Origin of the sequence: Streptomyces coeruleorubidus (genome assembly GCF_028885415.1) — a bacterium.
Taxonomy (GTDB): Bacteria; Actinomycetota; Actinomycetes; order Streptomycetales; family Streptomycetaceae; genus Streptomyces; species Streptomyces coeruleorubidus_A.
In genome coordinates this window covers 9,269,771-9,294,491 of record NZ_CP118527.1, presented here as the reverse complement: position 1 = coordinate 9,294,491, position 24,721 = coordinate 9,269,771, and the positions used below count along the sequence as shown (strand labels likewise).

Sequence of the window (24,721 nt, the reverse complement as noted above, 5' to 3'; positions counted from 1 at the left end):
GCGCGTGCACACGGCGAAGTCGAGGTCGATGGCGGCCGCGTCTCCCAAGGCAGCAGGGACTCCACCAGCGCCTGCGCGGTCTCGCCGGTTGCCCTGTTGCCCTGTTGCCCGACGAGGCGTCAGTTCTCCGGGTGTTCGCTTCCTTCCCCGCGGGCGCGCTGCGCGCGGAGCTCCACGGCGTCGAGGAACAGGCCGAGCGCGGTCTCGAACTGGTCCTCTTCGTCGATTTCCGCGAGATAGGGGGCGACTTGCGCCAGGTTCGGGTACCGCTGTGGCGAGGCCATCAGGTACTCACGGCGCCAGGCCAGCCGGTCGCCTTCCTGAGCGCCCTTGTCCAGCACGTTGAAGGAAGCCTCGAAGGCGCTGGTGGCGAGTGCCATATCGGCCAGGGCCCGGTAGTACGAGGCCGCTTCGCGTCCATGGAAGCCGGCCTCGAGCAGGGCGCCGATGACCACGTCGGCGCCCTGGAACTCCGGCTCGCGCCGCGAGGTGCGGGCCGCGACCAGGACGGCCACACCCGGGTGCCGCAGGCATGCGGCACGGATCCGTCGGGCGAGCGACGCGAGGGTCTCGCGCCAGCTTTCCGACGGTGCGAAGTCGTGCAGGGCATCGTTGACCAGCCGGGCGGCCAGGCCGAGCAGCAGGTCGTCCTTGCCGCGGAAGTACCGCAGGACGGCTGTGTGGTCGGCGCCCAGATCAGTGCCCAGCCGACGGAAGGTGAGCGCCTCCGGACCGTCCCTCTCGATCACGGCCATCGCGGTGTCCAGGATCAGATCCGGGGTGAGGAAGGATGCCGGACGCCGCTTCCGCCGCGCGGGAGTGGCTTCTGCCGAGTTGGTCTTCGCGCGTGTCATGACCGTCATCTTATCGACGGCGTTGTCAACGGTGGTCCCCGAGCAGGTGGTCGGCCACCGCCCGCAGTGCCGTGATGGACTCCGCGTCACGCGAGGGGTCGTCCGCCGTCGGCCACGCGCTGGTCTTGACGATCACGACGTCGGCGTCCGGGTCCACATACAGGTACTGGCCGTGGATCCCCACCGCGGTGAACGGACGTCGCTCGCCGCCGAGTGTCCACCACTTGTTGCTGTACCCGTAATGCGGGTAGCCGCTGGGGCCCAGCGCGCCGACCTCCAGGTGCGGCACCCCGCGACCCCGGCTGCGCGTCACCCATTCCTCGGGCACGATGCGCCGCCCGTGCAGTTCCCCGCCACGGGACATCAGCAACCCCAGCCGGGCGATGTCGCGGGCGGTGGCATTGAGCGAGCCGCCGCCGATCGCGGTGCGCGGATGCTTGCGGGTGAGCCAGTAGTACGCGTCGTGCTCAGCGCCGATGCGGCTCCAGAGGCGCTCCGTGGCGTACTGCGCGAGGGAGTGGCCGGTGGCGGACTCCAGTACCCATCCCAGGACCTGGGTGTCGATCGTCGAGTAGCTGAACTGTGTGCCGGCCTCGGTCGAACGCTCGGCTGAGGACACGACCTCGTGCAGCGAGCCGCCCATCGTAACGGCCTTGGCGAACCGGTTGATCAGACCGTCCCGAACGGTGTGGTCCTCCACCAGGTCACCCACCCCGCTGCTCATGTCGAGCAGATGCTCGATGGTCACCCCCTCGAAGGCGGAGTCCACCAGCCCCTTGCAGTACACCGTCACCGGCTCGGTCACATCCTTGATCGCCCCCTCGTCGAGGGCGATCCCGATCAGCATCGACGTCACCGATTTGGTCATCGAGAACATCTGGGACCGTACGTCGTTCCCGGCGAAGTACCCCGGATACGACTCGTGGACGATCTCGCCGCCATGCAGCACGACGAAGGAGGTGGTGTTCGTTCGAGCGTGCAGTTCGGCAAGGCTCCGCTCCCGCCCCTCGAAGCCGTAGGTCACTTCCAGGGGGCGCGGTCGCCGGGGCAGGGGGAACACATCCCCGCCGCGGCGGACGTCTTCGGTGGGCATGAGGAGATTCATGTGAGTGAACGTCCACTCATTGAGCGGGCGGCTGCTCATCACCTCGTCCTGGTGGCGCCACAGCCACACCGCCCCAGCGCCCGCCCCGGCGCCCGCCGCGGCGGCTCCCAGCAGCCACCCACCCGCTTCAATGCGCATTACTGAGCCCCTTCATCGCATGGACATACCGAGCTTCGGCGCCCCCACTCTGCCTTTCCGATCCACCGGTGTCAACGGTGGTGATAACTGCGGTGTCAGCATCGATGTCACCAGTGTTGACGCGCTTGGGATGAGTGGTCATGATGGCGACCGGGTCGTTGAACCCCTCTCCGACACTCCACGAGGACAGCGCATGACAGCCATCCCCACCGCACGCCGCCTGCTCGGGAAGCTGCCCTTCGTCGACCCGGGCCGGCCCCCGCTGCCCGCGAGAGCCGCGTTCCTGACCGGTGCCAGCTCGGGCATCGGCAAGGCGCTGGCAGCCGAGCTGTGCGCCCGCGGCTACGACGTGTACCTCACCGCGCGCAGAATCGAGCTCCTGGAAGAACTGCGGGCACAGCTCACCGCCGCGTTCCCGCAGCGTTCGGTGACCGTGGCCGCCCTCGACGTGACCGAGCACGAGGCCGTGGTGCGGACGATCGACGACGCGGCCCGGCAATTCGGCGGACTCGGAATGGTCATCGCCTACGCGGGGGTCGACGCAGGGGGCAACATCGGAGAGGGCCACTTCGAGGCGCACCGTGCGGTGGTCGACGTCAATCTGCTGGGTGCGATGGCGACCATCGACGCGGCCGTCGCACACTTCCGCAGCAAAGGCGGCGGGCAGGTGGTGGGCTTCAGCTCCGTCGTGGCCGGGGCGGGCCTGCCAGGCGGGGCGCCGTACTGCGCCTCCAAGGCAGGGCTCACGAGGTACCTTCAGTCGCTGCGAGGCGAGCTTGGCCAGCTCCGCCTGGACGGTCAGCCAGAGCTCGCCGTCCTCGTCCCGCGCCGACGGCTCGAGCGGGGGCAGCGGCAGCCGGCCGTGTTCCCCGGCACCTGCACAGGGAAACGTTCCGGAAGATGCCCGACAGGCGCCAGGTGTCCTGGTCCTCCAGGTACGTGCCCGCGGAGAACTGGTGTACCCGGACGGCAAGCACGTTACGGCCCGGTCACCGTCTCCGACCAGACCCTGACCGTCGGCAACAACTCCGCGTCCCTCACCGTCCCGTGGACGGACTCCAGGGACGGCTACACCGTCACCCTGCTCCCGCCGTCCAACACCACCATCTCCACGGTCGCCGTCGCCCAGCACAGTGGCCGGTGCCTGGACGTCTCGGGACGCTCCACGGCCGACGGCGCCGCTGTCATCCATGGATTCGAGGGAACGGAAAACGCTACGCGCGTCAGATGCCGAGCATGGTGTTGAGGTCGTCCAGGGACTTCACCTTCACGTAGTCGTAGCCGTGGGTCACCGGGTCGCAGCCACGGTCCAGCAGGACCAGATTGCGGAAGCCCATGTCGTGCATCGGCATCAGGTCGTAGCGGGTGTGCGAGGAGACGTGCACGAAGTCCTCCGGGGAGGCGTCGAGCTGGTCGAGCATGTACTCGAACGCGGCGTACCGGGGCTTGTAGTAGCCGGCCTGCTCCGCGGTGAAGACCGCGTGGAAGTCCGCCCCGAGCCGGGGCACGCTCTCCTCCAGGAAGGCGTCGTCGGCGTTGGACAGGATCACCAGCTTGTAGTTCTCGCCCATCTTCTTCAGCGGTTCGGGCACGTCGGCGTGCGGGCCCCAGCTGCGCACCCCGTCGGCGAACCGCTTGCCCGCGTCCGGGGCGGCCTTCACACCCCACTTGCGGCAGACCCGCTCGAAGGAGTCCTGCAGCACCTGCTCGTAGGGGTAGTACTCGCCGCGGACCTGGTCGTAGCGGTAGCCGCGGAACTCCCGCACGAACTGGTCCCAGTGCTCGGCGGGGATCTGGTCGCCGACGAGTTCACGCGTGATGGGGGTCATCGGCCACTCGATCAACGTGCCGTAGCAGTCGAACGAGACGTACTTCGGGCGGAACTGAAGCGAGGGAATGGGCATGAGGATGCTCCTGTCTTTGCTTAGGGGACTGGTTACGGCCGGTGCGTGTCTTTTCGGGCATGCCCATGACAGGGATGTCAGGGCGGGGAGCGATGCCGTCGGCATCGCCGGGGATCAGGCGGCGCCGACTCCTGCCGGGGCGAGGAAGTCGATGGGGTGGTCAGTGCTGCCATCGAGTGCCAGGTCGGCGGCGATCTCGCCCATCGCGGGCGAGAGTTTGAAGCCGCTGCCGGAGAATCCGGCCATGACGACGATGTCGTCCTCGCCGGGGAGGTGACCCACGAGCGGGTTTCCGGACTCCGTGTAGCCCTCCATGTAGACCGACAGCCTGATGGGGTCGGGGTTCAGATCGGGCATCAGCTCGCCGATGAGCTCGCGGAAGATGTCGAGTTCTTCGGGCCGGACCGTACGGTCGAGCCGTTCGGGCTCGGGCACCGGCAGATGGCGTGCGAAGGAGAGACCGAGCTTGACGGAGATGCCGTCGGGCGACGGGAGCCCGAAGCAGTCGTGGGGTGTGGCGCGCACGAAGGGGGGAGCCCCGCCCGCGAACCAGTCGTGGCGGGTGGGCAGGTGCCAGGAGCAGACCACCCGGCGGACGTCGACGCTCCGAGGAAGGTCCGGGAGCAGGGTGTTGATCCAGGGGCCCACGGTCACCACCGCGGTGTCGACGTGGTCCGTGCCGTGGTCGGTGACGATGTGCACGCCGCCTCCCGCCGCGGGGAGGACCTCCCGCACCGGGGTGTAGCGGTGCAGCCGGGCGCCCAGCTGTTCGGCGTGGGCGGCGGCGGCCTGGACCGACGCCTCGGGCCGGATGATGGCGCCCATCCGGTCGAGGACGGCCGTGTGCCCGTCCGGGAGGCGGTGCTGGGGGTAGCGGCGGGCGAGTTCCTCCCGGTCCAGTACCTCGTGGTCCAGACGATGGGTGGAGCTGGCGGAGAGGAGCTGGCGCATGGCCGATGATGCGGTCTCTCCCATCACGAGGGAGCCGCTGCGGCGTCGCAGCGTCCGGCCCGTCTCCGCCTGGAGCTGCTCCCACAGCCCGTCCGCGAGCCGCAGCAGCGGAATGTACCCGGGTTCGCTGAGGTGGACGGCTCGGAAGATGCGGCTCTCGCCGCCGGCGGCGCCACGGTCGTGACCCGGCGCGTACCGGTCGTAGCCGATGACCTCGGCTCCGCGGGCGGCAAGTCGCCACATGACCTGGCTGCCCATGCTGCCGGCACCGATCACGGCGACCCGCTTCGGTATGCGCATGAGGTCGCTCCTTTCGATGGTGTGGTCTGGGTGGTAGTCGGGCCCCAGCACGGTGTGGACACGGTGCGGACCCTTCCGGTTCGGGTCCCGCTGGGGGTGGCGTTCACTTTCGGCCCGGGGAACCTGCAGGTCAACCCATACTGTGCTGCCACCTCGGGGCCTTCTCGAGACGGCCTGTCACTGCGGACTGCCGGGCTGCACAACCTGCCGGCGACGATGGCGGTCACGCCCCAGAAGGAGAGCTGCTTGTACCAGGGCGCTTGGCGTGTCCCTGCCGCCCGCCGAGGAGGAGATGGCTCAGAGGAGCTCGATCAGCTTGTCGGTGAACTCGGCGGTGGTCGCGGTTCCGCCCAGGTCACGGGTGCGGATATCGGTCTTGGCAAGGACCGAGGCGATCGCGTCCGTGATGTCCCTGGCCGCGGCGGGATGGCCGAGGTGGTCGAGCATCATGGCCGCGGACCAGATCGCGCCCAGCGGGTTGGCGATGCCCTGGCCCGCGATGTCGGGCGCGGAGCCGTGCACCGGCTCGAACATCGAGGGGAAGTCCCGCTCTGGGTTGAGGTTGGCCGCCGGGGCGATGCCGATGGATCCGGCGACCGCGGCCGCGAGGTCGCTGAGGATGTCGCCGAAGAGGTTGGAGGCGACGACGACGTCGAAGCGGGCTGGTTCGAGGACGAACTTGGCCGCGAGCGCGTCGATGTGTTCCTGGTCCCAGGCGACCTGCGGGAACGAGGCGGCCCGCTCGGTGACGAGCTGGTCCCAGAACGGCATGGTGTGCACGATGCCGTTCGACTTGGTCGCGGAGGTCAGGCGGCCGCCGCGCTGGGAGGCGAGCGTGAAGGCGTAGTCCAGCACGCGTGTGACGCCGGCCCGGGTGAACACGGCCTCCTGCACGGCGATCTCGTCCGGGAAGCCGCGGTTGAGTCGGCCGCCGACCTCGCTGTACTCGCCTTCCATGTTCTCGCGCACGACGACGAAATCGACCTCGCCCGGCCGTGCGCCGCGCACCGGACTGTCGATGCCTTCGAAGACACGGATGGGCCGGAGGTTGACGTACTGGCGGAAGCTGCGCCGGATCGGGATCAGCAGCCCCCACAGCGAGACATGGTCGGGCACCCCCGGGTATCCCACCGCGCCCAGCAGGATCGCGTCCTTGTCGCGCAGCTGGTCGATCCCGTCGGCGGGCATCATGGCGCCCTCTCGCAGATATCGCTCGCACGACCAGTCGTCGTACGACGTGTAGGACAGGCTGAAGCCGTGGCGGCGGCCGAGAACATCGAGCACCTGCCGTGCGGGGGGCAGTACCTCGGCGCCGATGCCGTCGCCGGGGATCAGGGCAATGCGGTGGTTCGTCGTCATGCCGGCAATTGCAGCAAGGCGGACCGTGGGGCGTCCAAGACGCAAATCGGATGTCCCTTATAAGCGGTGCCTATCAGCCGACGGCGGCCGAGGTCGCGCTCGTGACGAACGCGGCGGCTGCGGGCGACAGGCTGCCGCGGCGGCTGACGAGGGCGATGTCCAAGGTCGTCTCCGGCTCGATGTCCAGGACGCGGGCGCCCAGTCGCCGGGCGACGTCCCGCCAGGAATCCGTGACCACCGCGAGCCCGACCCCGGCCAGTACCAGGGGCATGAGCGACACGCGGTGCTCGGTCTCGGCGGCGACGGTGAACTCGATGCCCTGTTCCCGCAGCGCGTCGACGTAGGCGCGCATCCCGGTACCCGGCTGCCCGACGATCAGCCGCTGTCCCGCGAGCTCCCGGCACTGCACCGCCGTCCGATCAACGAACGGGCCGTCGGCCGGCACCACCAGCACAAAACGCTGCCGCCCCAGCGCATGTGAGACGACCTCCTTGTCGGAGACCTGACCGGCGGATGCCAAGAGCCCCAACTCCACGGCACCCGTGCGCACCATGTCGATCACATCACGCGACGTGAACGCCGCATTGATGGCCACGGAGACGCCGGGATACCGGTGGCTGAAGGCACTCACCAAGGTCGTCAGCGGCTCCACCGCCTGCGACGGCATCGACGCCACATCCAGGCGCCCCTCACGCAGCTCATGCACCGCCGCGACACTCGCCCGCGCCGTCTCCAGACTCCGCACGGCCTCCCGGGCAGGCTCGATCAGGGCCCTTCCGGCCTCCGTCAGGACTGCCCTGCGCCCGATGCGATGGAACAGCTCGGAGCCGAGATCACGCTCCAGTGCCCGCACGGCCTGCGACAGCGACGGCTGCGACACGTACAGAGCCGAGGCCGCACGGTTGAACCCCCCACGATCAACAATCGCAAGGAAGTACTCCAGCTGCCGGATGTCCATACGCGCCCTCTGCCCCTCAAGAAAACATCGGTTATGACCGACGTCAGTGGGGCGCTGGGAAGGATGGAGTGTTCGCCCAGCTCAACGGGCTGCCGCGGGAGTTGGTGCGGCAGAAGGAAGGCCGCAGGGCCAGCCCGTCGGCCTACGTGATTGACGCGCAGAGCGTCAAGACCTCCACGAGCGTGCCCGCCGCAAGTCCCGGCCCGATCCGCGTGATGTCCAGGGTATCGAGGGGCGACGCCCGCGCGGCTGGTCAGGGTACGGAGTCGACCGCCGCTGCCGCGTCCACCTTGCCCGCACCCCAGTCGTTGCTGGGCGCCCCGCCAGTGAAGGGGTCCAGCCGGGCCGAACTGGTCAGGAGCAGGACGAGGTCGTCCTGGGTCAGCGTGGGACTCGACTGCAGCATGAGGGCACACACCCCGGTGAGATGCGGTGCGGCCATGCTCGTGCCGGACATGGGCTGGTATTGGCTCGGTCCCGCAGCTCCTACCAGTGCCGAGGTGATGGCCTGGCCCGGGGCGGAGAGCGTCGGTGCGTTGCGGCCGTCGCGGGTGGGGCCCCGGCTGGAGAAGGTGGAAAGGTTTCCCTGTCCCGCGCCTTTGGTGATGTAGGAGGCGGCGGTGACGACCTTCCGACTGGTTCCGGGTACGGAGATGGTTATCTCGTCATTTCGGTGTGGGCCGATGAACTGGGGAACCGTCCGGCCTCTCTCCATCCAGGCGTGCCAGCGGCCGCTGTCTGCGACGGTCTGGCCGATGAGGGTGAGGCTCCAGGTGCCGGGCCGGATCGCTGTCTGGCTTCCCGGGCTCAGCTGAATGTAGATCCGGTTGTCGCCGTTCTGGGCGTGGTGCACGACAGAGTCGACGAAGGCCCTGTTGCCCCCGGGGAGATCCAGGTCCGTGATGGTGGTGCCGGGGTCGATTTCGACGCTCGCCGTGCCATTGGGGGGAGTGATCCGCAGGGAGAGACGGTCGGCGCCGGAGTACCAGATGTCCAGCGTATCCGGCGTGTTGTCGTCGACGGGTACCAGGAATTGGACGACGTCGCTGTCTCCCTCCGTTACCTGGCCCGTCGCGTGCACACCGGCGTTCGCCGCGTTGCCCGCGGACTTCACCAGCGCGCGCCCCGGGGCGTTGAGCAGGTTGTCGATTCCGCGTTCCAGCAGGCTGGAACCGTCGTGCGGTCCCAGATTGTCGCCCTGACTGATGTTGACGACCGCAGGCCGGCCCAGGGTCTCGGCGACCTTGAAGACGTAACCGACGGCCTCGAGCGTGCCCGTGGAATCACCCAGGGCTTCCGTCGTCACCCGGTTGGCCACGACGACCAGATCCGCCTCGGGCGCGACGCCGACAAAGGTGAACTCCGGTTTGCCATTGCCGGCCGATGACCCGTCACCGGCGGCGATGCCGGCCACGTGGGTGCCATGGCCGATGCTGTCGTCCATGTGCCGCACAGTGCTCATGGGGTTCGGAGAGCGCAATGCGTCGTCGATTGCGGAACGTTGGTATTCCACTCCGTGACCGAACGGCGCCGGTGAGGATTCCCCGGCTTCCGGGGTGAGGTTCTGGTCCCAGATGCGCAGGACGCGGGTTTTCCCGGTCGGGTCCCGGAAGCAGCCGTGGCGCCAGTCGATGCCGCTGTCGACCACACCCACGATCACACCGGCGCCGCGGAGTCCGGGGGGTCCGGTGTGCACCTTGTCGGCCTTGGTCTCGGGCACGGCGGCGTCCAGTTCCGAGAGGGTGGGGCGGGACGCCTCGACGTAGCTGACGGCTTCCAACTCCTCGAGCTCGGTAAGACGGTCGATTCCGATCTCGCCGCCGACCACGTCCCCGGCCCGGATGAGAACCGTCAGCCCCATGTGCCGGGACAGCTCTCCCAGGTCGTCGGCGCCGTACCCCTCCGCCATTCGCAGCAGTACACGCACACGAGGTGTCCTCACCCCCTCGGTCGTGAGCGCGAAACGGCCGGTGGACTCCAGGCCCGCCAGCGCCGCCGGGCCTTCGTCGGCCCGGGACTGCAGGAACTTCAGCCGTGAGTCGAGCATGAGCGGTCTTCTCTCTGGCGATCACTATTTCTGTGGCCGGGTGCCCGTCTCGGGGTGGAGGGGTTCAGACAGCTCCACGTAGTCGACACAGTCGACTTCCGTCAAGCGTCCGAGATCGCCGGGGGCGACTGTCGCGGTCAGGACATCGCCCGCAGCCATACCCACCCGCGCGCCGGCATCGGCAATCTGCCGACGCTGTTCTTCACTGGGTTCCCCCTTCACCCGGATGAGCACCTGGAAGGAAGTGGGACCGACTGCCTCACCGGGATCCGACAGCGCACGCCGTGCGGCGGAGCCAAGCTTGTGAGCGCGCATCTTTCCCACCTGATCCGGTGAGCGGCCCCCCGATCCGTACGAAATCGGTGCGCCGACATTCTTCCCGTGTCGGCGACCATTCGTGCCGCATTGCCTCTGATACCACCGTAGGCATCACAGGCGGCACGCGCCATTCCGCCCCTCCCCCGGTCGGCGCATTCCGCTCGCAGGCACAAGGTGCGCAGATGAGAGTGGAGTACACGGGCGTCAGCCATCGCTTCTACGGCAGGAGAGCGCTATGAGTTCCCCGGGATCCAGCCCCCAGTCCAACGCCGACATCCAACTGGACGAGCAGGGCCGCATCATCATCAACGCGCCAGAACTCGCCTCGGCACTGAAGAGCGCCGACCTCAGAACGGCTGGGTTCAGGCCGACCAACGGCGTCTGCCCCATCGTAAATGCCGTGGCCGGCTGCGGAGAACGACCGGTCTGACTGCACTGGGCCCACGCCACGCACGGAAGTTCCTCAAGCACGCAGACGCGCTTTCGGAAAGGTACGCATGAGCGACATCACCGGCACGTCCCTCCGCGAGGATGCCGCTTTTCAAGATGAGCTCTCGGCAGCGCTGACCGACCGAACTCTGCACTTGATCCTCCTGCCCACGGAGCAGTGCAACTTTCGCTGTACGTATTGCTACGAGGACTTCGCGATCGGCCGGATGGAGCGGGAGACGATCAACGCGGTCAAGCTGCTGCTGGACCGGCGATTCGACGGACTACAGGGGCTGGACATCGCGTGGTTCGGGGGCGAGCCCCTGCTGGCCCGGGCCGTCATCGAGGAGATCTCGGCCCACGTGGTGGCGTCTGTCGCCGACAGTCCGGATCTGCTGTACCGGGCGGACATGACCACCAACGGCTATCTGCTCGATGTTCCAACGGCGGAGAAGCTCGCGGGGCTGGGCGTCACCAGCTATCAGATCTCCCTCGACGGCCCAGAAGCCGTACACGACACCACACGTGTTCGGAGGAATGGCGGGGCTTCATTCCAGCGCATCTGGCAAAACCTGCTGGCGATCCGGGACAGCGGGCTGCCGGTCCGGATCCTGTTGCGCGTGCACCTCACGCCGGAGAACCTGCCCGCAATGCCGGACTTCGTGCGCCAGGTGCGTGACACCTTCCTGAACGACAGCCGATTCTCCGTCAGTCTCAAGCCCGTGGAACGGATGGGTGGGCCCAACGACGCAACCATGGAGACCCTCTCCCGGCAGGCAAGGGCCGAAGCGCTCAGGCAGCTGGACGGGATCCTCAATCCCGGCCCAACGGCCTCCGTGACTCCTGCCGGACCGGCAGTCTGCTATGCCGCCCGCCCCAACTCCCTGGTGATCCGCGCGAACGGCAGTATCGCGAAATGCACAGTGGCATTGTCCGATCCATCGAACACCATCGGCCGACTCGCTCCGGACGGCACGCTCCACGTGGACAACGCCCGCCTCGGCCCCTGGCTGCGAGGCTGGTCCGAGGGGAACTGGGCATCCGTCGGCTGCCCCTATGTCGGGATGCCCCGCTCGGGTTCGCAGCTCCTGCAGATCGGCACAGGCCCGCGTCAATCGACGGATGGCCGGCAGGTGTCTGCGAAGTCGTCCTGAGAACGGCCGAGCGCGGGTCGGCGCGGCGGTGACCGGCCCGGCCGTTGGCTGGACCGCTTCATGAGCGGGACCCCACAGCGGGGGTCCGCGTCGAGTTGATCGCCCCGCACTGGTAGGGCGGCGACTTCCGCTGTCTGAACGCCGTGTACGAGCGTTACCGAAAGCCGATCTCGCTGACGGAGTTCGCGCTCATCGACTTCTCGCAGGGCACCCGCTACCCGACGGACGAGGAGCAGGCCGCGGTCTTGGCGGCCACGAAGATGCTCGCAGGGCTGATCTTCGGCCAGCGGTACGCGTGGTTCGGGCTCGGCGCCGACTAGACGGGGCCGGGGACCACGTTGTTCCGGTCGGGGCGGCGCTCAGGCCGCAGAGCAGTGCGTTCCGCACGGCACCGTGGCCCGGTGAACCTTCAACTACCCGGTCGCTGGGCTCTTTTGCGCATGTTTCCCATGTCTGTAAGCATCGGTAGCAGGAAAACCTGTGCGAAAAGCGGCCCGCGGGATACCGCGCGCCCGCATCCCGGCAGAGCCGACGCCTTCATCCGACGCCGCCCCGCCTGCCACACACCGTGTCTCGGACACGACCGCCACAATTTTGATCAGGCCAGGAGGTGGATCATGGCCACGGCGGAACTCGCTTCCGAACGAGAGTCGGACTATCTGTCGCAACTGACGATGGCCGCGGCACGCTACGAGAACCGGACCGCACAGCGGGAGAGAAACCAGACCGTTCTCGAGACGCGCGGCGTGCTGTACGCCGACGCCCCCGAGCGGGTCGAGAAGCGGCTGGCGCGGCTCGGCGCCGACTGGGCGATGGCGCGGGCGATCGAGCGGACGCCGACGGAGCCCGCCAGCAGCGCGGGAAGCACCCTGCAACTGCCCCCGGAGGCCTTCACCAGTGAGGTGCTGGGCCTGGAGCGCATCATCGGGCGCAACAACCTCGCCCCGGTGGCGTTCCTGGAGGAGGGCTTCCAGGTCGCCCGCTCGGTCGGCCGGGTCACCATCACCGGACCGGGCGGCGGACACGGCACCGGCTTCATGGTGTCCCCGTCCCTGCTGCTCACCAACAACCATGTGCTGCGCAGCCCCGAGGACGCGAACCGCAGCAGGGTCGCCTTCGCGTTCCAGGACGGCGTCGACGGTGGCCCGCTGGTGCCGGCCGTCTTCGCGCTGGAGCCGCAGCGGTTCTTCGTCACCGACCGGGCGCTGGACTACAGCCTCGTCGCGGTGGCCCCGCGCGGCACGCAGGGGGAGGCGCTGTCGTCGTTCGGCCGACTGGTCCTTAGCGAGGCGCAGGGGAAAGTCATCATCGGGGAGTTCGTCAACATCATCCAGCACCCGCGGGGCGAGCCGAAGCAGATCGCGCTGCGCGAGAACCAGATCGTCGACGTGCTGGAGCGGTTCCTGCACTACGAGTCCGACACCCGTGAGGGCTCGTCGGGTTCGCCCGTCTTCAACGACCAGTGGGAGGTCGTCGCCCTGCACCACTCGGCCGTCCCGAAGACCGACGACCAGGGCCGACCGCTGAGCGTCGACGGCTCGGTGTGGCGCCCGGACATGGGCGACCAGCAACTGGCGTGGCGGGCCAACGAGGGCGTGCGGATCAGCCGGGTGCTGAGCGCGCTGCACGAGGTCAGTCTGACCGGTGAGGCGGCGCGGCTGAGGGACGAGGTCTTCACCACCGGGCTCACGCCGTCGCCCGTGGAGAGCGCCCCGCCCATGCCCATGCCCACGGCGGACGGCGGCTCCTCCCTGATGGGTGCCGACGGGTCACGGGCCCAGGCGCACACGAAGGCACAGGAACAGGCGCAGGCACAGGGCCTGCCGTCGCCGGTGGCCGACGGGGCCGCGCAGCTCACCATCCCGCTGCGGATCACCGTCGGCTTCGGCACCCCGTCGGTCTCGTCAGCCGCGTCGGTCTCGTCAGCGGGCCTCCTCGCCTCCGTGCCCACCCTCGCGCCGACGCCGACGGCAGCGCCGCAGTCCTCGGCCGGGCGGACGGACGTCGTGTCGGCGGTCGAGAAGGACGTCGACGCCGCGCTGATCAACCACCGGCTCGCACAGGAGCGTCCGTACTACGACCGGACCGCCGACGCGGCGGCACGCGAGGCGTACTACGCGAGCGTGGACACCGGCGACGGCGACGCGCTACGCCGTGCGCTCACCGCGCTGCTGGAGGAGACCCACACCCCGCAGCCCCGCTACAAGCCGATGCGGCTGGTCTACCCCTGGGTCGACCTGCACAAGAACGGCCGGCTGCGCAGCATCTACTCGGGCAAGGACTTCTCCCCCGAGGAGCTGATACGGGCGGACGCGGCCGTCGCCGAGGCGCGGCTGGCCAGGGTGCAGGAACTACTGCTCCAGGAGAGCACGGCGGGTCCGGCCGAGTTCGAGGCGGAATTCGACGCGCTGGAGGCGTCGATGCCGTTCAACTGCGAGCACGTGGTGCCGCAGTCGTGGTTCGCCAAGCAGGAGCCGATGCGGGGCGACCTGCACCACCTGTTCGCGTGCGAGGTCGGCTGCAACAGTTTCCGCGGCAACTTCCCGTACTTCGACTTCCCTGACTTCGAGGAAGCGGTCCGGGACGAATGCGGGATGCGCGAGAGCGTGGGATTCGAGCCGGTGAACGGCAAGGGAGCGGTCTCCCGGGCCACCCTGTACTTCCTGCTCCGTTATCCGGCCCAAGTCGGCGACACCGCACGCGAGTTCCCCGAGGACCGGCTGCCCGTCCTGCTTCAGTGGCACGAGACCGAGCCGGTCACCGAGTACGAGCGGCACCGCAACGCCGCCATCGCGGAGATCCAGGGCAACCGCAATCCGCTGATAGACCATCCGGAGTGGGCCCGCGAGATCGACTTCTCCGGGGTCTGGCCCTGAGGGGATCCGGCGTCATGGCGGACAGAGCTGAAAGGGCCGAGAAGGCTGTGAACGCCTACGGCTGCACCTGTCCGACGACGCCACCCGGTCGGCGAACGCGGTGGGGGCGCGGGCCTACACGGTCGGCCTGGACGTCGTCTTCGGAGCCGGCGAGTACCGTCCGCACGATGCCGCCGGGCGGCGGCTGATCGCCCATGAGGTGACGCACACGGTCCAGCAGGCGCGCGGCGGGCCGGTGCCGGCCGGATCGGGCCGTACCGAGCGGGCCGCGGCCGGGCACGCCGGCCGGCTGCGGCCGGGTCCGTTCCGTCGCGTTCATGACCGCGACGACCGGCAGCCAGCCCTCGCCCCGGTCTCACCCGCGCCCGCGCCCGGGATGTACTCCTGCTCAGGCATGATCGTTCCGCTTCTCGCCGACGCCGCGGGAGTGTTCATCATGAAGCAGTTCTTCGAGTCGATCCCCGTCAGCGTCGAGGAAGCGGCCCGGATCGACGGCGCGAGCACCTTCCGGATCTTCTTCATCGTGTCCCTGCAGAGCCCGGAACTGAACACCCTCACGTCCGGAGTCGCCTCACTCGTCTCCGGCCAGCTCGGCGACGGTAACCAGTGCCCGATCAAGCTCGCCGCGGCCCCGGCTCATGACCATCCCAGCAACCAGCCCCCTGACAGGACTTCGCCCCGCCGCATAGCGACGGGGCGAAGCAACCAGGCCCGCATCAACCAACAGCATCCCGTTGGGCGGCCGGGCCCTTCCGTCGCCGTGAGGTCTCCCCCTACGTCCTCAACGGCGCATCTCGCCCCGTGTGTTGCAGGGGTCGCGCCGGTTGAATCGCTCACCGGAGTCCGTCCAGTAGAGCTGCACGGTGTTCGGTAGACCATACCGCCGCGTCGGCGCCCTTCGGAGTGACGACGGTGTCGGCGGTCGTCAACGCCACATACTCCCGGGGCCGCACGGCGGGTCATATCGCGTGGATGGCCACGAGTTGACGGGCCAGCAGAGGAACGCGCGTCTCCAATCCCTCATCGCCGAGGACCGTCCGGCCCGCCAGATGTGTCATCAGGAGCGACGGATACTCGCAATGCTCGGCGGTTGGATCAACCGCGACCAGTCCAGGAGCCGGCACGCCGGTCCCCGTGAGCAGGGTCAGGGCGCCGGCCTCCCTGTGCAGCCAGTCCTCGGCGTGCCTCACGTAGAACGGGTCGACGAAGCTCCGCAGCACCAGGTCACGGGTGCCTCCGTCCCGCGTGCCGATGGTCAGCCTCCGCATTTCGGCAGTGATGCCGCCCTGCAGCGCCTCGGTTCTGACGATCCGTTCGCCGATGTCCAAGTGCCGACTCACCCAAGCCAGTGTCAACGGTCGGACGGCCGCCGCCTCATCGTGGTTGGTCACGGTGCCACCTCATCATCCCGCGCAACCTGAGGGGGTGTTCCGGGCCGGGCGCCACAACACAGCAGCCCCGGCCGGAGGCACCGGTCGGGGCTGAACAGCGGTGTTCGGCACCTCCTGCGCGCATGAACACGCCTGCCTCCGCTGCTCGATGCTTGCTCAGTTCAAGGCATCGAGGGCGGCGATGATGTCGGCCGGTTCGGCACGGGCGGTGTAGTCGGTGTCGACGAAGGCCCAGCGGATGACGCCGTCGCGGTCGATGACGTAGGTGGCGGGCAGCGGGAGGGTGCGGGGGTGGCCGCCGTTGACGCGCTGGAGGTCGAAGCCGAGCTTGTCGTAGACGGCGGCGAGGTCGTCGGGGAGGTCGAAGGCGAGCCCGTACTGCTTGGCGGTGTCGGATCCGACGTCGCTGAGGACGTCGAAGGCGAGGTCGTGCTTCTCGGTGAGGGTGAGGGACTCGTCGGGGATCTGCGGGGAGACGGCGACCAGGCGGGCGCCGCGCGCGGTGATGGCGTCGTGGTGCTGCTGGAGGGAGCGCAGTGCGATGTTGCAGTAGGGGCACCAGGCTCCGCGGTAGAAGGTCAGGACGACCGGGCCGTCGGCCAGCAGCTCGTCCAGGGCCAGGGTCTGCCCGGTCGCGGAGGGATGGCTGAAGCGCGGGGCCTGCGCGCCGACGGTCAGGGCGCGGTCGGCCTGGCCGGAGTCGGCGAGTTCCTGGCCGGCCCGCTGCATGATCTCCCGGATCTCGGCTGGGATCTGCTGCTGACGCGCTTCGTAGAAGGTACGCAGTTCGGCGTTGAGGGTCGTCATGGTGCTGGTTCCTCCTGGTTGGCGACTGGAGCGGGACCCAATCTTGAAATGTTCGTTCCAAGATAGAGGCATGCGTGGCCCCGCGCCAGTCGTCCGGAGCTGCCGATGCGTCAGAGGCTGGTGAAGGGACGGTGGTCGGCCAGGGCGAGTGCCCGGATGAAGGCGCCGAGATGGACCACGCGGCGTGCGAGGAAGCGGCGGAGGCGAGGGGTCTGCGACCCGTATGCGGCCGTCCAGAGAGCTGGTATGCGATTCATGGGGGCATGGTCACGGCGCGCGGCGCCGCTCGCGCGGATCGTGGACGAAGCTGGACGCCTTCGCGCACGGGGGCGGTAGCTTGTCGGCCTTGTGTCTGTCAGCGCCTTTGCGGCGCGTTGAACAGCGAGTATCTTGGAATTACTATTTCAAGATGGCGGGTGAAACATGCCGGATATCAAGCACTTCGACCCGGACGCCACCCTGGAGACCGTGGTGCGGCTGTTCTGGCGGCAGGGCGTGGCATCGACCGGGATCCAGGACGTGGTGACCGCGACCGGGCTCAACCGTTCCAGCCTGTACGCCACGTTCGGCGGCAAGCAGGAGCTCTACCTCGCCGCGCTGCGCCGCTATCTGGAGCAGCGATCCGAGCCGATGTTTCGGCGCCTGGCGGAGGACGAGCGCGGGCTGCCCGCCGTGGTCGAGTTCTTCGCCGGTCTGATCAAGGCGCGTTGCTCGGGCGAGTACGCCCGCTGGGGCTGCATGGTCTCCAACGCGCATGCCGGGACCGAGAACAGCGACCCCGAGGTACGCGCCCTCCTGGACCGGCACCACCAAGAGTTGCGTGACGCGATGTACGCGGCCCTCGTCACCGCACAGGCCCGGGGGCAGCTCGCCCCCGGCGCCGATCCCGCCGCGTCCGCGGACCTGCTGGCGTTGCTCGCCTACGGCGTCAACCTGCGCTCACGTGCGGGTGCCGACGCCGCGACGCTCCGACGGACAGTGGCCGCCGCCCTGGACTCGATCGCAGACCGGGCGGCGGCATAGACGTTGGCGGGCCCGCCTCTCAGCCGGGGTCGTTGCCCGGGCGGAGGGTGGGAGCGGCGGGCGTCGCCGTCCGCGCCGCGCCCGTCCTCTCGCCCGCTTCCACCGCATCCGCCGTGTAGTCCGCGGGGGACGTGACGTCGATGCCCTCAGGGGCGTTGGCCGCCTTCAGGACGAAGGTGAGCCCCACCGTCACGGCCACGTTGAGCACGAATGCCGTGAGGCCGATGTAGCCGATCTCGCCGATGCCGGGGATCTCCTTCGAGGAGCCGCCGAAGTGCTTCTGGGTCGGCGAGGCGACGCCGTACGCGGCGACCGTGCCGTAGATCATGCCGACCGCCCAGCCGGCGAGCAGGGCCCAGCGGTGGAACCAGCGGGTGAACAGGCCGCCGACCAGGGCCGGGAAGGTCTGCAGGATCCAGATGCCGCCCAGCAGCTGGAAGTTGATGGCGACCGTCTTGTCCATGGTGAGGACGAAGGCCAGGGCGCCCACCTTCACCAGCAGCGAGACGAGCTTGGAGACCTTGGTCTCCTGCGCCGGCGTGGCGTCGGGCTTGATGAAGTCCCTGTAGATGTTGCGGGTGAAGAGGTTCGCGGCCGCGATGGACATGATGGCGGCCGGGACCAGGGCCCCGATGCCGATCGCCGCGAAGGCCACGCCCGCGAACCAGTCCGGGAACATGGTCTCGAACAGCTGCGGGATCGCCAGCTGCCCGTTCTGCACCTTGATCCCGGCCGCGATCGCCATGAAGCCCAGCAGCGCCAGCAGGCCCAGCATCAGGGTGTAGAGGGGCATCACCGTCGTACTGCGCCTGATCACGTCACGGCTGCGGGAGGACAGCGTCGCAGTGATCGAGTGCGGGTACATGAACATGGCCATCGCCGAACCCAGCGCCAGGGTGGCGTAGGTCCATTGCGCCTCGGGGGCGCTGACCAGGGCGCCGCGTGGCTTGCCGGTCTCGGGGTCGGTCTGGCTGTACGCCTCGCCGGCCTCGGCGAAGATGTCGTCGAACCCGCCCAGCTTGATCGGGATGTAGATGATGGCGACGACGATGACCACGTAGATCAGCGTGTCCTTCACGAAGGCGATCATGGCGGGGGCGCGCAGGCCCGAGGAGTAGGTGTACGCGGCCAGCACGCCGAAGGCGATCAGCAGTGGCAGGTCCTTGATGAACCAGTTCGTGTTCTCACCGCCGCCGACGCCCATCACGTCCAGCACGGCCTGGATGCCGACCAGTTGGAGCGCGATGTACGGCATGGTCGCCAGGATGCCCGTGAAGGCCACGGCCAGTGACAGGCCCTTCGAGCCGAAGCGGCCGCGGACGAAGTCCGCCGTGGTGACGTATCCGTGCCGGTGGCACACGGACCACAGCCTGGGCAGGAAGGTGAAGATCAGGGGGTAGACGAGGATCGTGTACGGCACCGCGAAGAAGCCGGCCGCGCCCGCCGCGTAGATCGCGGCCGGGACCGCCACGAACGTATAGGCCGTGTAGACGTCGCCGCCGAGCAGGAACCAGGTGATCCACGTGCCGAACGACCGGCCGCCCAGGCCCCATTCGTCGAGGCTGTGCTCGTTCTCGGCTCTGCGCCAGCGCGAGGCGAGGAAGCCCATGACCGTGACGGCCAGGAAGAAGAAGAGAAAGACGGCGAGGGCGACGCCGTTCACGCCGTTGGGCATGGCTGCTCCCGTGCGGGGACGAAGGGCTTCGAAGCGGGTGATGGCGTAAGGGCCGGCCGGGCGCTCGCGCGCCCGGCCGGCCACTGGGTCAGGCGTGAACGGGCTCCGGCTCGGGAGCGGTCGATCCGGAGGCGGCCTTGGGCTCCGGCGTCGGAGGGGACATCCGCTGCTCGAGCCGCTCGGGCATGGCCCAGCGGTACAGCGGCATGGCGCCGGCGGTCGTGATGACCGCGACCAGGACCAGCATGGAGAAGACCTCCTTGGTGATCATTCCCTGGGCGAGGCCGATGTTGATGAAGATGAGGATCATCAGGCCGCGGGCGTTCATCAGGCCGCCGACCGCCCAGGATTCGCGCCAGGAGAAGCCGACGCCGCGCATGGCGAGGGCGCAGCCCGCGTACTTGCCGACGAAGCCCGCCGCCAGGATCAGCAGGAGCGGGCCGATCATGCCCCAGCCGGCGATTCCGCCGAGCTCGGTGTTGAGTCCGGAGAAGGCGAAGAAGATCGGCAGCAGCAGGACGCAGACGATGTCCATCATGCGGCTGTGCAGCGCGGCACGGAAGGCAGGGTTGCGGGGCATGGCGAGTCCGGCGATGAAGCCGCCGAAGACGGAGTAGATGCCGATGTAGTCGGTGAACAGTCCGGCCACCAGGACGATGCCCACGATGATGTACATCTGGTCGAAGCCGAAGTGGCCCGTGCGCTCGACCTTGGCACCCAGCGGGCGCAGCAGCCGGGCCACGACGGTCAGCATGACCAGGGCGAACAGGGCGGTGAAGCCGATCATGCGCAGGACGTGCATGGCCCCGGCCCCGGTGTGCATGGCCGACAGGACGGCGAGGAAGCACCAGGCCGCGGCGTCGTCGATGGAGGCGCCCAGGAGGGTCATCCGGCCGAGCCGGGAGTTCTCCAGTCGGCGCTCGTAGAGGATGCGGGCCAGCATCGGGAACGCTGTGATCGACAGGGCGCCGCCGATGAAGAGCGCGAACTGGAAGGAGCTGACGTCGGGGCGGGACAGTTTGTCGTAGAGGAGATAGGCGGCGCCGAGCAGGAGGGAGGGGACGATGCCGGAGACGGCGAGGACGGCGGCGTTCTTCGTGTCCTTCTTGCCGGCACCGCCGCCGTGGTCGAGGCCGGCGCCGACCAGGAACATGAAGACGGTCAGGCCGATGGTGCTCAGGACGTAGAGGATGGGCTTCACCTCAGGGGTGAAGATCGCCTTCTGTATCGAGGGGAACAGCGCTCCGAACAGAGTGGGGCCGAGGAGGACGCCGGCCACCATCTCCCCCAGCACCCGCGGCTGCTTCACCATCAGGGCGAGGCGCCCGCAGAGGGCGGAGGCGGCCAGGATGACCACGATCGCGGGCAGGACGTGGAGGACGAGTTCCAGGTTCTTGTCGGTGGTTGCGGCCAGATGGGCCGTGGCGTGCGTGGAGTGCACAACTACTCCCGTGGTCATCAGGAATGGGCGGGGACGGAGGGCTCGTGCGGATCCGAGGTGGCCGGGCGGCCGTGTGCGGGGCGGTGCGCGGGAAGCTTGAGGACCGTCGGCCAGCGCGCGTCGTCGGGCGCGACGACGAGGTAGCGGGCGTAGAAGCTGTCGAAGAACGACAGGACGAACATCGGCAGCAGGGTCCAGATGGCCACCTGTTCCAGCGGTCCGTTGCCGGTGAGCGCGGCGATGACGACCACCACGAACACGTTCGGGTAGGTCATGGCGGTGTAGTCGTCGAGGGTCTGGACGTGCCGGCGGCGCTTGAGGAGTGCGGCGACGAGTCGCAGGCCGACGGCGATGCCCGCGGCGATCGGCGCGTAGGTGGTGAAGCCGTCCAGGTCGAGCTTGAGGCAGACCAGCACGATGAACGCGGTGAGCAGCAGCACCGCCACATATCCGTTGCGCTCGCCGTACTTGGCCGTACGGACGGGAGAGCGCTCCCGCAGCCGCTTGACCAGCACGTAGGCCGCGGTGACGACGCCGGTCGAGGTGGCGGCGCTGATGGCGACGGCCGGGGCGACGTCCTCGCGCAGGGTCAGGGCGAGGACGGTCGAGAACGACACGGTCGCGACCAGCGAGGAGAGCAGGACCTGCGCGAACGTCGGCATGATCAGGCCGCCGAGGCAGCGGCTGACCGTCATCGCCACCACCGAGCTCGGGGTGGCGAGGAACACCGCGGCGATCGCCGCCGTACTGGTACTGCCCGCGTCCCACCAGCGCACCAGGGCGGCGAAGGCGATCGGCAGGGCGAAGTAGCGTATGGCGACGGACCTGAGCGTGCCGCGGTCGGTGACGAACGCTCGCGCGTTCTCCAGCTCGATGCGGCACATGGTGATGACGCTGGCCAGCACCAGCAGCAGGAGCAGCAGGTACGGCGAGGTGGAGACGCGCAGCCCGGCCACGTTGGTGAGAAGGCCGGCGGCCAGCCCGGTACAGAAGACCACGGGGTGGTTGACGACGATCCAGTCGTAGACCATGTTCATGGTCTTGTTCTCGTTCTTGACATAGCTGTGGATCCGATCGCCCTGCAGCATCTGGGAGTTGGGCAGGCGCAGGTCGTACGATTCGTCGGCCGGGCGGGCCAGGATGAACCGGCAGATCAGCTCGACGACGTACTTGTGCGAGACCACGCAGACCACTTCGCCGCGGCGCAGCGCGGGCAGCAGCTCCTCCTCGTAGAAGGCGCGCACACGGTCCTTGAACTGCTGGAACGTCTCGCCGCCGTGCATGGTCGGGCTGTCGGCGTTCATGGCCCGTTCGTACTCGGCGATGCCGTGGCGGCGCTGGAGGACGGACTTGCTCTGCAGGGTGTAGCTGCCGAAGTCGCGTTCCATCAGGCGCTCGTCGACCACGACGTCGGGGGCGCCCGCGTCGGGAGCCTCGATGCCGAAGATGATGTCGGCGGTCTCGTAGGCGCGGCTGAGCGGGGAGACGTAGACGCGGTCGAAGTGCCGGCCGCGGTGGCCCTTGGCGACCTTCTCGGCCTGGATGCGGCCGAGGAAGGTCAGGGGGGCGTCGCGCTGGCCGGCGATACGGTGCACGGAATTGCAGGTCGATTCGCCGTGCCGGACCATGAACAGGCGGCTGAGGAGCTCCTGCTCGTCGTGGTCTGTCATCACGCGTCCTTCTTCGGCGCGTGCTGGACCTGGTTGCCGTACTGGGAGTCCCAGCCCGCCAGCTTGGTGATGTCGCACAGGTTGTGGACGGCGTGCTTCTCCACCAGGGTGGTCAGCAGGGAGACGGTGCGCTGGGCCTGTTGCGCCGTGAGGTCGAACTCGCGGGCGAGACGGGCACCGAAGTCGGCCAGGTCGTCGTCGAGGATGCCGCGGTACTTGCGGCGCTCGGTGCGGTCCTGGGCCTGCAGGTAGTTGACGGCGTTGGGGTAGGCGCTCTCACGCGCGTAGTTCTGCAGGCGTTCCCGCAGGCGTGTGCTCTGGGGTTCCTCGGTGGCGAGGTCGGCGGCGATCCAGTCGCTGCTGCGGATCAGGCAGTGGTGGATGCCGTCGGGGATGTCCATCTGCTCCTCGTCGCTCGCGGGCCGCAGCCGGCGCAGCACCTCCATCGCCGTGTCGAAGCACTGGTTGCGCAGGGTGCCGATGCTGAACACGAAGGCGCCGAGCCGGCCACGGCGGGTGGTCTCGTCGCCTTGGCGCATCGGGCCGACACCGAACAGGCCCGGTGCCACGTTGCCGTCGGCGGCGATGAGCTGTCCGTGCGGGCCGACCTCGATGCCCCGGTGGGTCTTGGTCTGCGGTTGGGCGTACCCGTGTCCGTTGACCAGGCCGTTCCACAGGGGGTGGTCGGAGCGCTCGTAGTCGGTGTTGTTGCCCAGGCAGTTGACGACACGGTCGACGACGAGGTCCGGCTGGTCGGCGAAGACCACTCTGATCTTCGTGCCGCCCTCGACGGGGCGCATGTCCTGGATGGCGGCGGACATGACCTCGACGGTCTTGGGAGCGCCGTTGAATCCGCGCATCCGGCTGCGCACGACTGAGCCGATCTCCCGCACGGTGCTGGTGCGGTTGGTGACGATGAGGCTCTTGTACCGGTCGAGCAGCATCCGCACGTCACGCGGATCCATGCGGGAGACCAGCTCGATGACGTACGGCTCCCATGCCTTCATGACACGCTCGGGGAAGACGGCGTCGAGTGCGCTGCCCGGCTCGACACCGTGCTCGGTGCGCAGACGCGCATACTCCGCCTTGACGCCCTCGACCACCACCTCGGGGGTGAGCTTCTCGGCGTCGAGGAAGGACGGGCGGCCGGCCTGCCAGATGTCGTGTTCGTGGTCGACGGGGTAGGTGCCGTGCGTGTGGCCGCCCCGGGAGCAGATCAGGATCTGGCCCCGGTGGCCGGCGTGCACGAGGGAGATCACCGTGTCGAAGGCCGACAGCGCGGAGCCAGTGACGAGCACGGTGTCTTCCGTGCCGACCTCCTGGAAACGTTGCTGGGCGCCTGGGGCGTACGGGTCGGCGATGAAGCGGTCTGAGTCCTTGATGCGGTGGTAGAAGGGCGCCTGCACCGGCGAGAGGTGACCGGTGGCGAGTATGACCTGGTCCGAGGGGAGGTCGTGCACGCCGCCCTGAGTTCCGGCGTACTTGACGACGTAGCCGCCGCCCTGGCCGCGCACGTCGATGACCTCGCCGGTCAGCTCCCGCAGCGTCACGTCGGCGTGGGCGTCGGCGGCCGCGTGGCGCAGCCGCTCGGCCAGGTACTGGCGGAAGATCCGCCGTGGTACGACGCAGGCGACGCCGAAGGTGTGGTACTGCCACTTCTGCGGCCAGTCGGAGCGGTCCGCCTCGTCGTTGGCCCACTCCAGGAAGTCCTCCGGCCGCTCGCGGCGCAGGGTGATGCGGCCGGCCTGGATGTTGAGCATGTGCTCCCAGTTGGTGGACGCCCGGCCGAAGGCGATGCCGCCGTAGCGATAGCCCTCCTCGCGCTCGATCAGGCATATCTCCAGGGGTGCTTCGGCGAAGTGGAGCAGCCGGACGGCGGTGAGCGTGCCGGAGAACCCCGCGCCGACGATCGTGATGCGCCGCGTGCCGGGAGCCGCACTGCCCATGGTGCCGAGCTGTGTGCCGGCCTCGCGCATCACCATGTCCGCCATGCCGCGGTCCTGGATGAGGCTGTCCTGCATCGTGTTGTGCTGCATTTCCACGGTCTTTGTCTCCTTCGGTGGGGGAAGAGTCAGCGCCACTCGTGGGTGAAGCGGACCGCCACGGCGTCACGGAATTCCGTCGACCCGGAAGCTGGCCTCGGATGCGTCGGCCTGCGGGTCCTCGGCGCGCGGGGCCCCCAGGAAGGTGCACCTGTTTCAGACATGGCTGTACACGGACTCCTGTCCTGGGAAGGGGGCACGCGGGCTCGACCGGAACGTCCGAGGGGTGCCGCTGTACGGGAACGGGCCTCAGCATCAGGACTGAGTAAGAGCCTCCGG

The 24,721-nt window shown here is 68.7% G+C and carries 21 protein-coding genes and 3 pseudogenes; 8 read left to right on the top strand and 16 right to left on the bottom strand.

Going from position 1 to position 24,721, the window contains the following annotated elements; genetic code table 11:
• Window positions 1–119: 119 nt before the first annotated feature.
• Together PV963_RS42725 and PV963_RS42720 are read right to left on the bottom strand one after the other, a co-directional pair.
• The gene (locus PV963_RS42725) at window positions 120–854 is read right to left on the bottom strand and encodes a TetR/AcrR family transcriptional regulator (RefSeq protein WP_274821803.1); all 735 of its coding nucleotides are present in this window, start codon (window positions 852–854) and stop codon (window positions 120–122) included.
• Between the two features lie 25 nt (window positions 855–879).
• Window positions 880–2,097 (bottom strand): serine hydrolase domain-containing protein, encoded by a 1,218-nt coding sequence (locus PV963_RS42720; protein WP_274821802.1) that lies wholly within the window; start codon window positions 2,095–2,097, stop codon window positions 880–882.
• 193 nt (window positions 2,098–2,290) lie between these two features.
• Here PV963_RS42720 and PV963_RS44215 point away from each other — a divergent pair, with 193 nt between their 5' ends.
• On the top strand, window positions 2,291–3,343 hold the full coding sequence (locus tag PV963_RS44215) for an SDR family NAD(P)-dependent oxidoreductase (RefSeq protein WP_425540999.1): 1,053 nt from the start codon (window positions 2,291–2,293) through the stop codon (window positions 3,341–3,343).
• Here the strand turns inward: PV963_RS44215 and PV963_RS42705 are convergent.
• The 4 genes from PV963_RS42705 to PV963_RS42690 form a co-directional block, all read right to left on the bottom strand.
• Entirely contained in the window at window positions 3,321–4,001 is a 681-nt protein-coding gene (locus tag PV963_RS42705) for a haloacid dehalogenase type II (protein WP_274821801.1), read from the bottom strand. The two genes, PV963_RS44215 and PV963_RS42705, sit on opposite strands and share 23 nt — an antisense overlap.
• Window positions 4,002–4,115: 114 nt before the next feature.
• Window positions 4,116–5,252, bottom strand: coding sequence for an N-methyl-L-tryptophan oxidase (solA, locus tag PV963_RS42700; RefSeq protein ID WP_274821800.1), 1,137 nt, complete (start codon window positions 5,250–5,252; stop codon window positions 4,116–4,118).
• Window positions 5,253–5,549: 297 nt separating this feature from the next.
• On the bottom strand, window positions 5,550–6,611 hold the full coding sequence (locus tag PV963_RS42695) for a tartrate dehydrogenase (protein ID WP_274821799.1): 1,062 nt from the start codon (window positions 6,609–6,611) through the stop codon (window positions 5,550–5,552).
• A 73-nt stretch (window positions 6,612–6,684) separates the two neighbouring features.
• The gene (locus PV963_RS42690; protein WP_274821798.1) at window positions 6,685–7,569 is read right to left on the bottom strand and encodes a LysR family transcriptional regulator; all 885 of its coding nucleotides are present in this window, start codon (window positions 7,567–7,569) and stop codon (window positions 6,685–6,687) included.
• Window positions 7,570–7,631: 62 nt separating this feature from the next.
• Between PV963_RS42690 and PV963_RS42685 the strand changes: the two are divergent.
• Window positions 7,632–7,772 (top strand): annotated as a pseudogene (locus PV963_RS42685) (IS5 family transposase); the annotation flags it as partial.
• 50 nt (window positions 7,773–7,822) lie between these two features.
• Here PV963_RS42685 and PV963_RS42680 read toward each other — a convergent pair.
• Window positions 7,823–9,397: a S8 family peptidase gene (locus PV963_RS42680; protein WP_274821797.1), complete on the bottom strand. Its 1,575-nt coding sequence runs from the start codon at window positions 9,395–9,397 to the stop codon at window positions 7,823–7,825.
• A gap of 243 nt (window positions 9,398–9,640) precedes the next feature.
• Window positions 9,641–9,931 carry a hypothetical protein gene (locus PV963_RS42675; RefSeq protein ID WP_274821796.1) on the bottom strand — a complete coding sequence of 97 codons (291 nt, stop codon included), beginning with the start codon at window positions 9,929–9,931 and terminating at the stop codon, window positions 9,641–9,643.
• A 238-nt stretch (window positions 9,932–10,169) separates the two neighbouring features.
• Here PV963_RS42675 and PV963_RS42670 point away from each other — a divergent pair, with 238 nt between their 5' ends.
• From PV963_RS42670 to PV963_RS44210, 5 genes and pseudogenes are all read left to right on the top strand, one after another.
• Entirely contained in the window at window positions 10,170–10,364 is a 195-nt protein-coding gene (locus tag PV963_RS42670) for a hypothetical protein (RefSeq protein ID WP_274821795.1), read from the top strand.
• 67 nt (window positions 10,365–10,431) lie between these two features.
• Window positions 10,432–11,517, top strand: a complete 1,086-nt coding sequence (locus PV963_RS42665) for a radical SAM protein (RefSeq protein ID WP_274821794.1) — start codon at window positions 10,432–10,434, stop codon at window positions 11,515–11,517.
• A 143-nt stretch (window positions 11,518–11,660) separates the two neighbouring features.
• Window positions 11,661–11,837 carry a glycosyl hydrolase gene (locus PV963_RS42660; protein WP_274821793.1) on the top strand — a complete coding sequence of 59 codons (177 nt, stop codon included), beginning with the start codon at window positions 11,661–11,663 and terminating at the stop codon, window positions 11,835–11,837.
• Between the two features lie 297 nt (window positions 11,838–12,134).
• Window positions 12,135–14,393, top strand: a complete 2,259-nt coding sequence (locus PV963_RS42655) for an endonuclease (RefSeq protein WP_274821792.1) — start codon at window positions 12,135–12,137, stop codon at window positions 14,391–14,393.
• 61 nt (window positions 14,394–14,454) lie between these two features.
• Window positions 14,455–14,610 (top strand): annotated as a pseudogene (locus PV963_RS44210) (DUF4157 domain-containing protein); the annotation flags it as partial.
• 98 nt (window positions 14,611–14,708) lie between these two features.
• Here the strand turns inward: PV963_RS44210 and PV963_RS42650 are convergent.
• The 4 genes and pseudogenes from PV963_RS42650 to PV963_RS42635 form a co-directional block, all read right to left on the bottom strand.
• Window positions 14,709–14,951: a hypothetical protein gene (locus tag PV963_RS42650; protein WP_274821791.1), complete on the bottom strand. Its 243-nt coding sequence runs from the start codon at window positions 14,949–14,951 to the stop codon at window positions 14,709–14,711.
• A gap of 314 nt (window positions 14,952–15,265) precedes the next feature.
• A pseudogene (locus PV963_RS42645) lies at window positions 15,266–15,784 on the bottom strand (phosphotransferase family protein); the annotation flags it as partial.
• Window positions 15,785–15,940: 156 nt separating this feature from the next.
• Complete coding sequence (locus PV963_RS42640) at window positions 15,941–16,591, bottom strand: peroxiredoxin-like family protein (protein WP_274821790.1); 651 nt, start codon at window positions 16,589–16,591, stop codon at window positions 15,941–15,943.
• Between the two features lie 110 nt (window positions 16,592–16,701).
• Window positions 16,702–16,848 carry a hypothetical protein gene (locus tag PV963_RS42635; RefSeq protein ID WP_274821789.1) on the bottom strand — a complete coding sequence of 49 codons (147 nt, stop codon included), beginning with the start codon at window positions 16,846–16,848 and terminating at the stop codon, window positions 16,702–16,704.
• 166 nt (window positions 16,849–17,014) lie between these two features.
• Between PV963_RS42635 and PV963_RS42630 the strand changes: the two genes are divergently transcribed.
• Window positions 17,015–17,614: a TetR/AcrR family transcriptional regulator gene (locus PV963_RS42630; RefSeq protein ID WP_274821788.1), complete on the top strand. Its 600-nt coding sequence runs from the start codon at window positions 17,015–17,017 to the stop codon at window positions 17,612–17,614.
• 19 nt (window positions 17,615–17,633) lie between these two features.
• Here the strand turns inward: PV963_RS42630 and mctP are convergent, their stop codons facing one another.
• From mctP to PV963_RS42610, 4 genes are all read right to left on the bottom strand, one after another.
• On the bottom strand, window positions 17,634–19,289 hold the full coding sequence (gene mctP, locus PV963_RS42625) for a monocarboxylate uptake permease MctP (RefSeq protein ID WP_274821787.1): 1,656 nt from the start codon (window positions 19,287–19,289) through the stop codon (window positions 17,634–17,636).
• Between the two features lie 88 nt (window positions 19,290–19,377).
• A complete protein-coding gene (locus PV963_RS42620; RefSeq protein WP_274821786.1) occupies window positions 19,378–20,730 on the bottom strand; it encodes a cation:proton antiporter in 1,353 nt (450 codons plus the stop codon).
• A 17-nt stretch (window positions 20,731–20,747) separates the two neighbouring features.
• A complete protein-coding gene (locus PV963_RS42615; protein ID WP_274821785.1) occupies window positions 20,748–22,400 on the bottom strand; it encodes a histidine phosphatase family protein in 1,653 nt (550 codons plus the stop codon).
• The gene (locus PV963_RS42610; protein WP_274822289.1) at window positions 22,400–24,436 is read right to left on the bottom strand and encodes an FAD/NAD(P)-binding protein; all 2,037 of its coding nucleotides are present in this window, start codon (window positions 24,434–24,436) and stop codon (window positions 22,400–22,402) included. The genes PV963_RS42615 and PV963_RS42610 overlap by 1 nt, the downstream gene beginning before the upstream one ends.
• Window positions 24,437–24,721 lie beyond the last annotated feature (285 nt).

Excerpts from the sequence above, each read along its gene's own strand:
- PV963_RS42725 (WP_274821803.1), bottom strand. The coding sequence starts at position 854 with ATGACACGCGCGAAGACCAACTCGGCAGAAGCCACTCCCGCGCGGCGG.
- PV963_RS42720 (WP_274821802.1), bottom strand. The coding sequence starts at position 2,097 with ATGCGCATTGAAGCGGGTGGGTGGCTGCTGGGAGCCGCCGCGGCGGGC.
- PV963_RS44215 (WP_425540999.1), top strand. The coding sequence starts at position 2,291 with ATGACAGCCATCCCCACCGCACGCCGCCTGCTCGGGAAGCTGCCCTTC.
- PV963_RS42705 (WP_274821801.1), bottom strand. The coding sequence starts at position 4,001 with ATGCCCATTCCCTCGCTTCAGTTCCGCCCGAAGTACGTCTCGTTCGAC.
- solA (WP_274821800.1), bottom strand. The coding sequence starts at position 5,252 with ATGCGCATACCGAAGCGGGTCGCCGTGATCGGTGCCGGCAGCATGGGC.
- PV963_RS42695 (WP_274821799.1), bottom strand. The coding sequence starts at position 6,611 with ATGACGACGAACCACCGCATTGCCCTGATCCCCGGCGACGGCATCGGC.
- PV963_RS42690 (WP_274821798.1), bottom strand. The coding sequence starts at position 7,569 with ATGGACATCCGGCAGCTGGAGTACTTCCTTGCGATTGTTGATCGTGGG.
- PV963_RS42675 (WP_274821796.1), bottom strand. The coding sequence starts at position 9,931 with ATGCGCGCTCACAAGCTTGGCTCCGCCGCACGGCGTGCGCTGTCGGAT.
- PV963_RS42670 (WP_274821795.1), top strand. The coding sequence starts at position 10,170 with ATGAGTTCCCCGGGATCCAGCCCCCAGTCCAACGCCGACATCCAACTG.
- PV963_RS42665 (WP_274821794.1), top strand. The coding sequence starts at position 10,432 with ATGAGCGACATCACCGGCACGTCCCTCCGCGAGGATGCCGCTTTTCAA.
- PV963_RS42655 (WP_274821792.1), top strand. The coding sequence starts at position 12,135 with ATGGCCACGGCGGAACTCGCTTCCGAACGAGAGTCGGACTATCTGTCG.
- PV963_RS42640 (WP_274821790.1), bottom strand. The coding sequence starts at position 16,591 with ATGACGACCCTCAACGCCGAACTGCGTACCTTCTACGAAGCGCGTCAG.
- PV963_RS42635 (WP_274821789.1), bottom strand. The coding sequence starts at position 16,848 with ATGAATCGCATACCAGCTCTCTGGACGGCCGCATACGGGTCGCAGACC.
- PV963_RS42630 (WP_274821788.1), top strand. The coding sequence starts at position 17,015 with ATGCCGGATATCAAGCACTTCGACCCGGACGCCACCCTGGAGACCGTG.
- mctP (WP_274821787.1), bottom strand. The coding sequence starts at position 19,289 with ATGCCCAACGGCGTGAACGGCGTCGCCCTCGCCGTCTTTCTCTTCTTC.
- PV963_RS42615 (WP_274821785.1), bottom strand. The coding sequence starts at position 22,400 with ATGACAGACCACGACGAGCAGGAGCTCCTCAGCCGCCTGTTCATGGTC.
- PV963_RS42610 (WP_274822289.1), bottom strand. The coding sequence starts at position 24,436 with ATGCAGCACAACACGATGCAGGACAGCCTCATCCAGGACCGCGGCATG.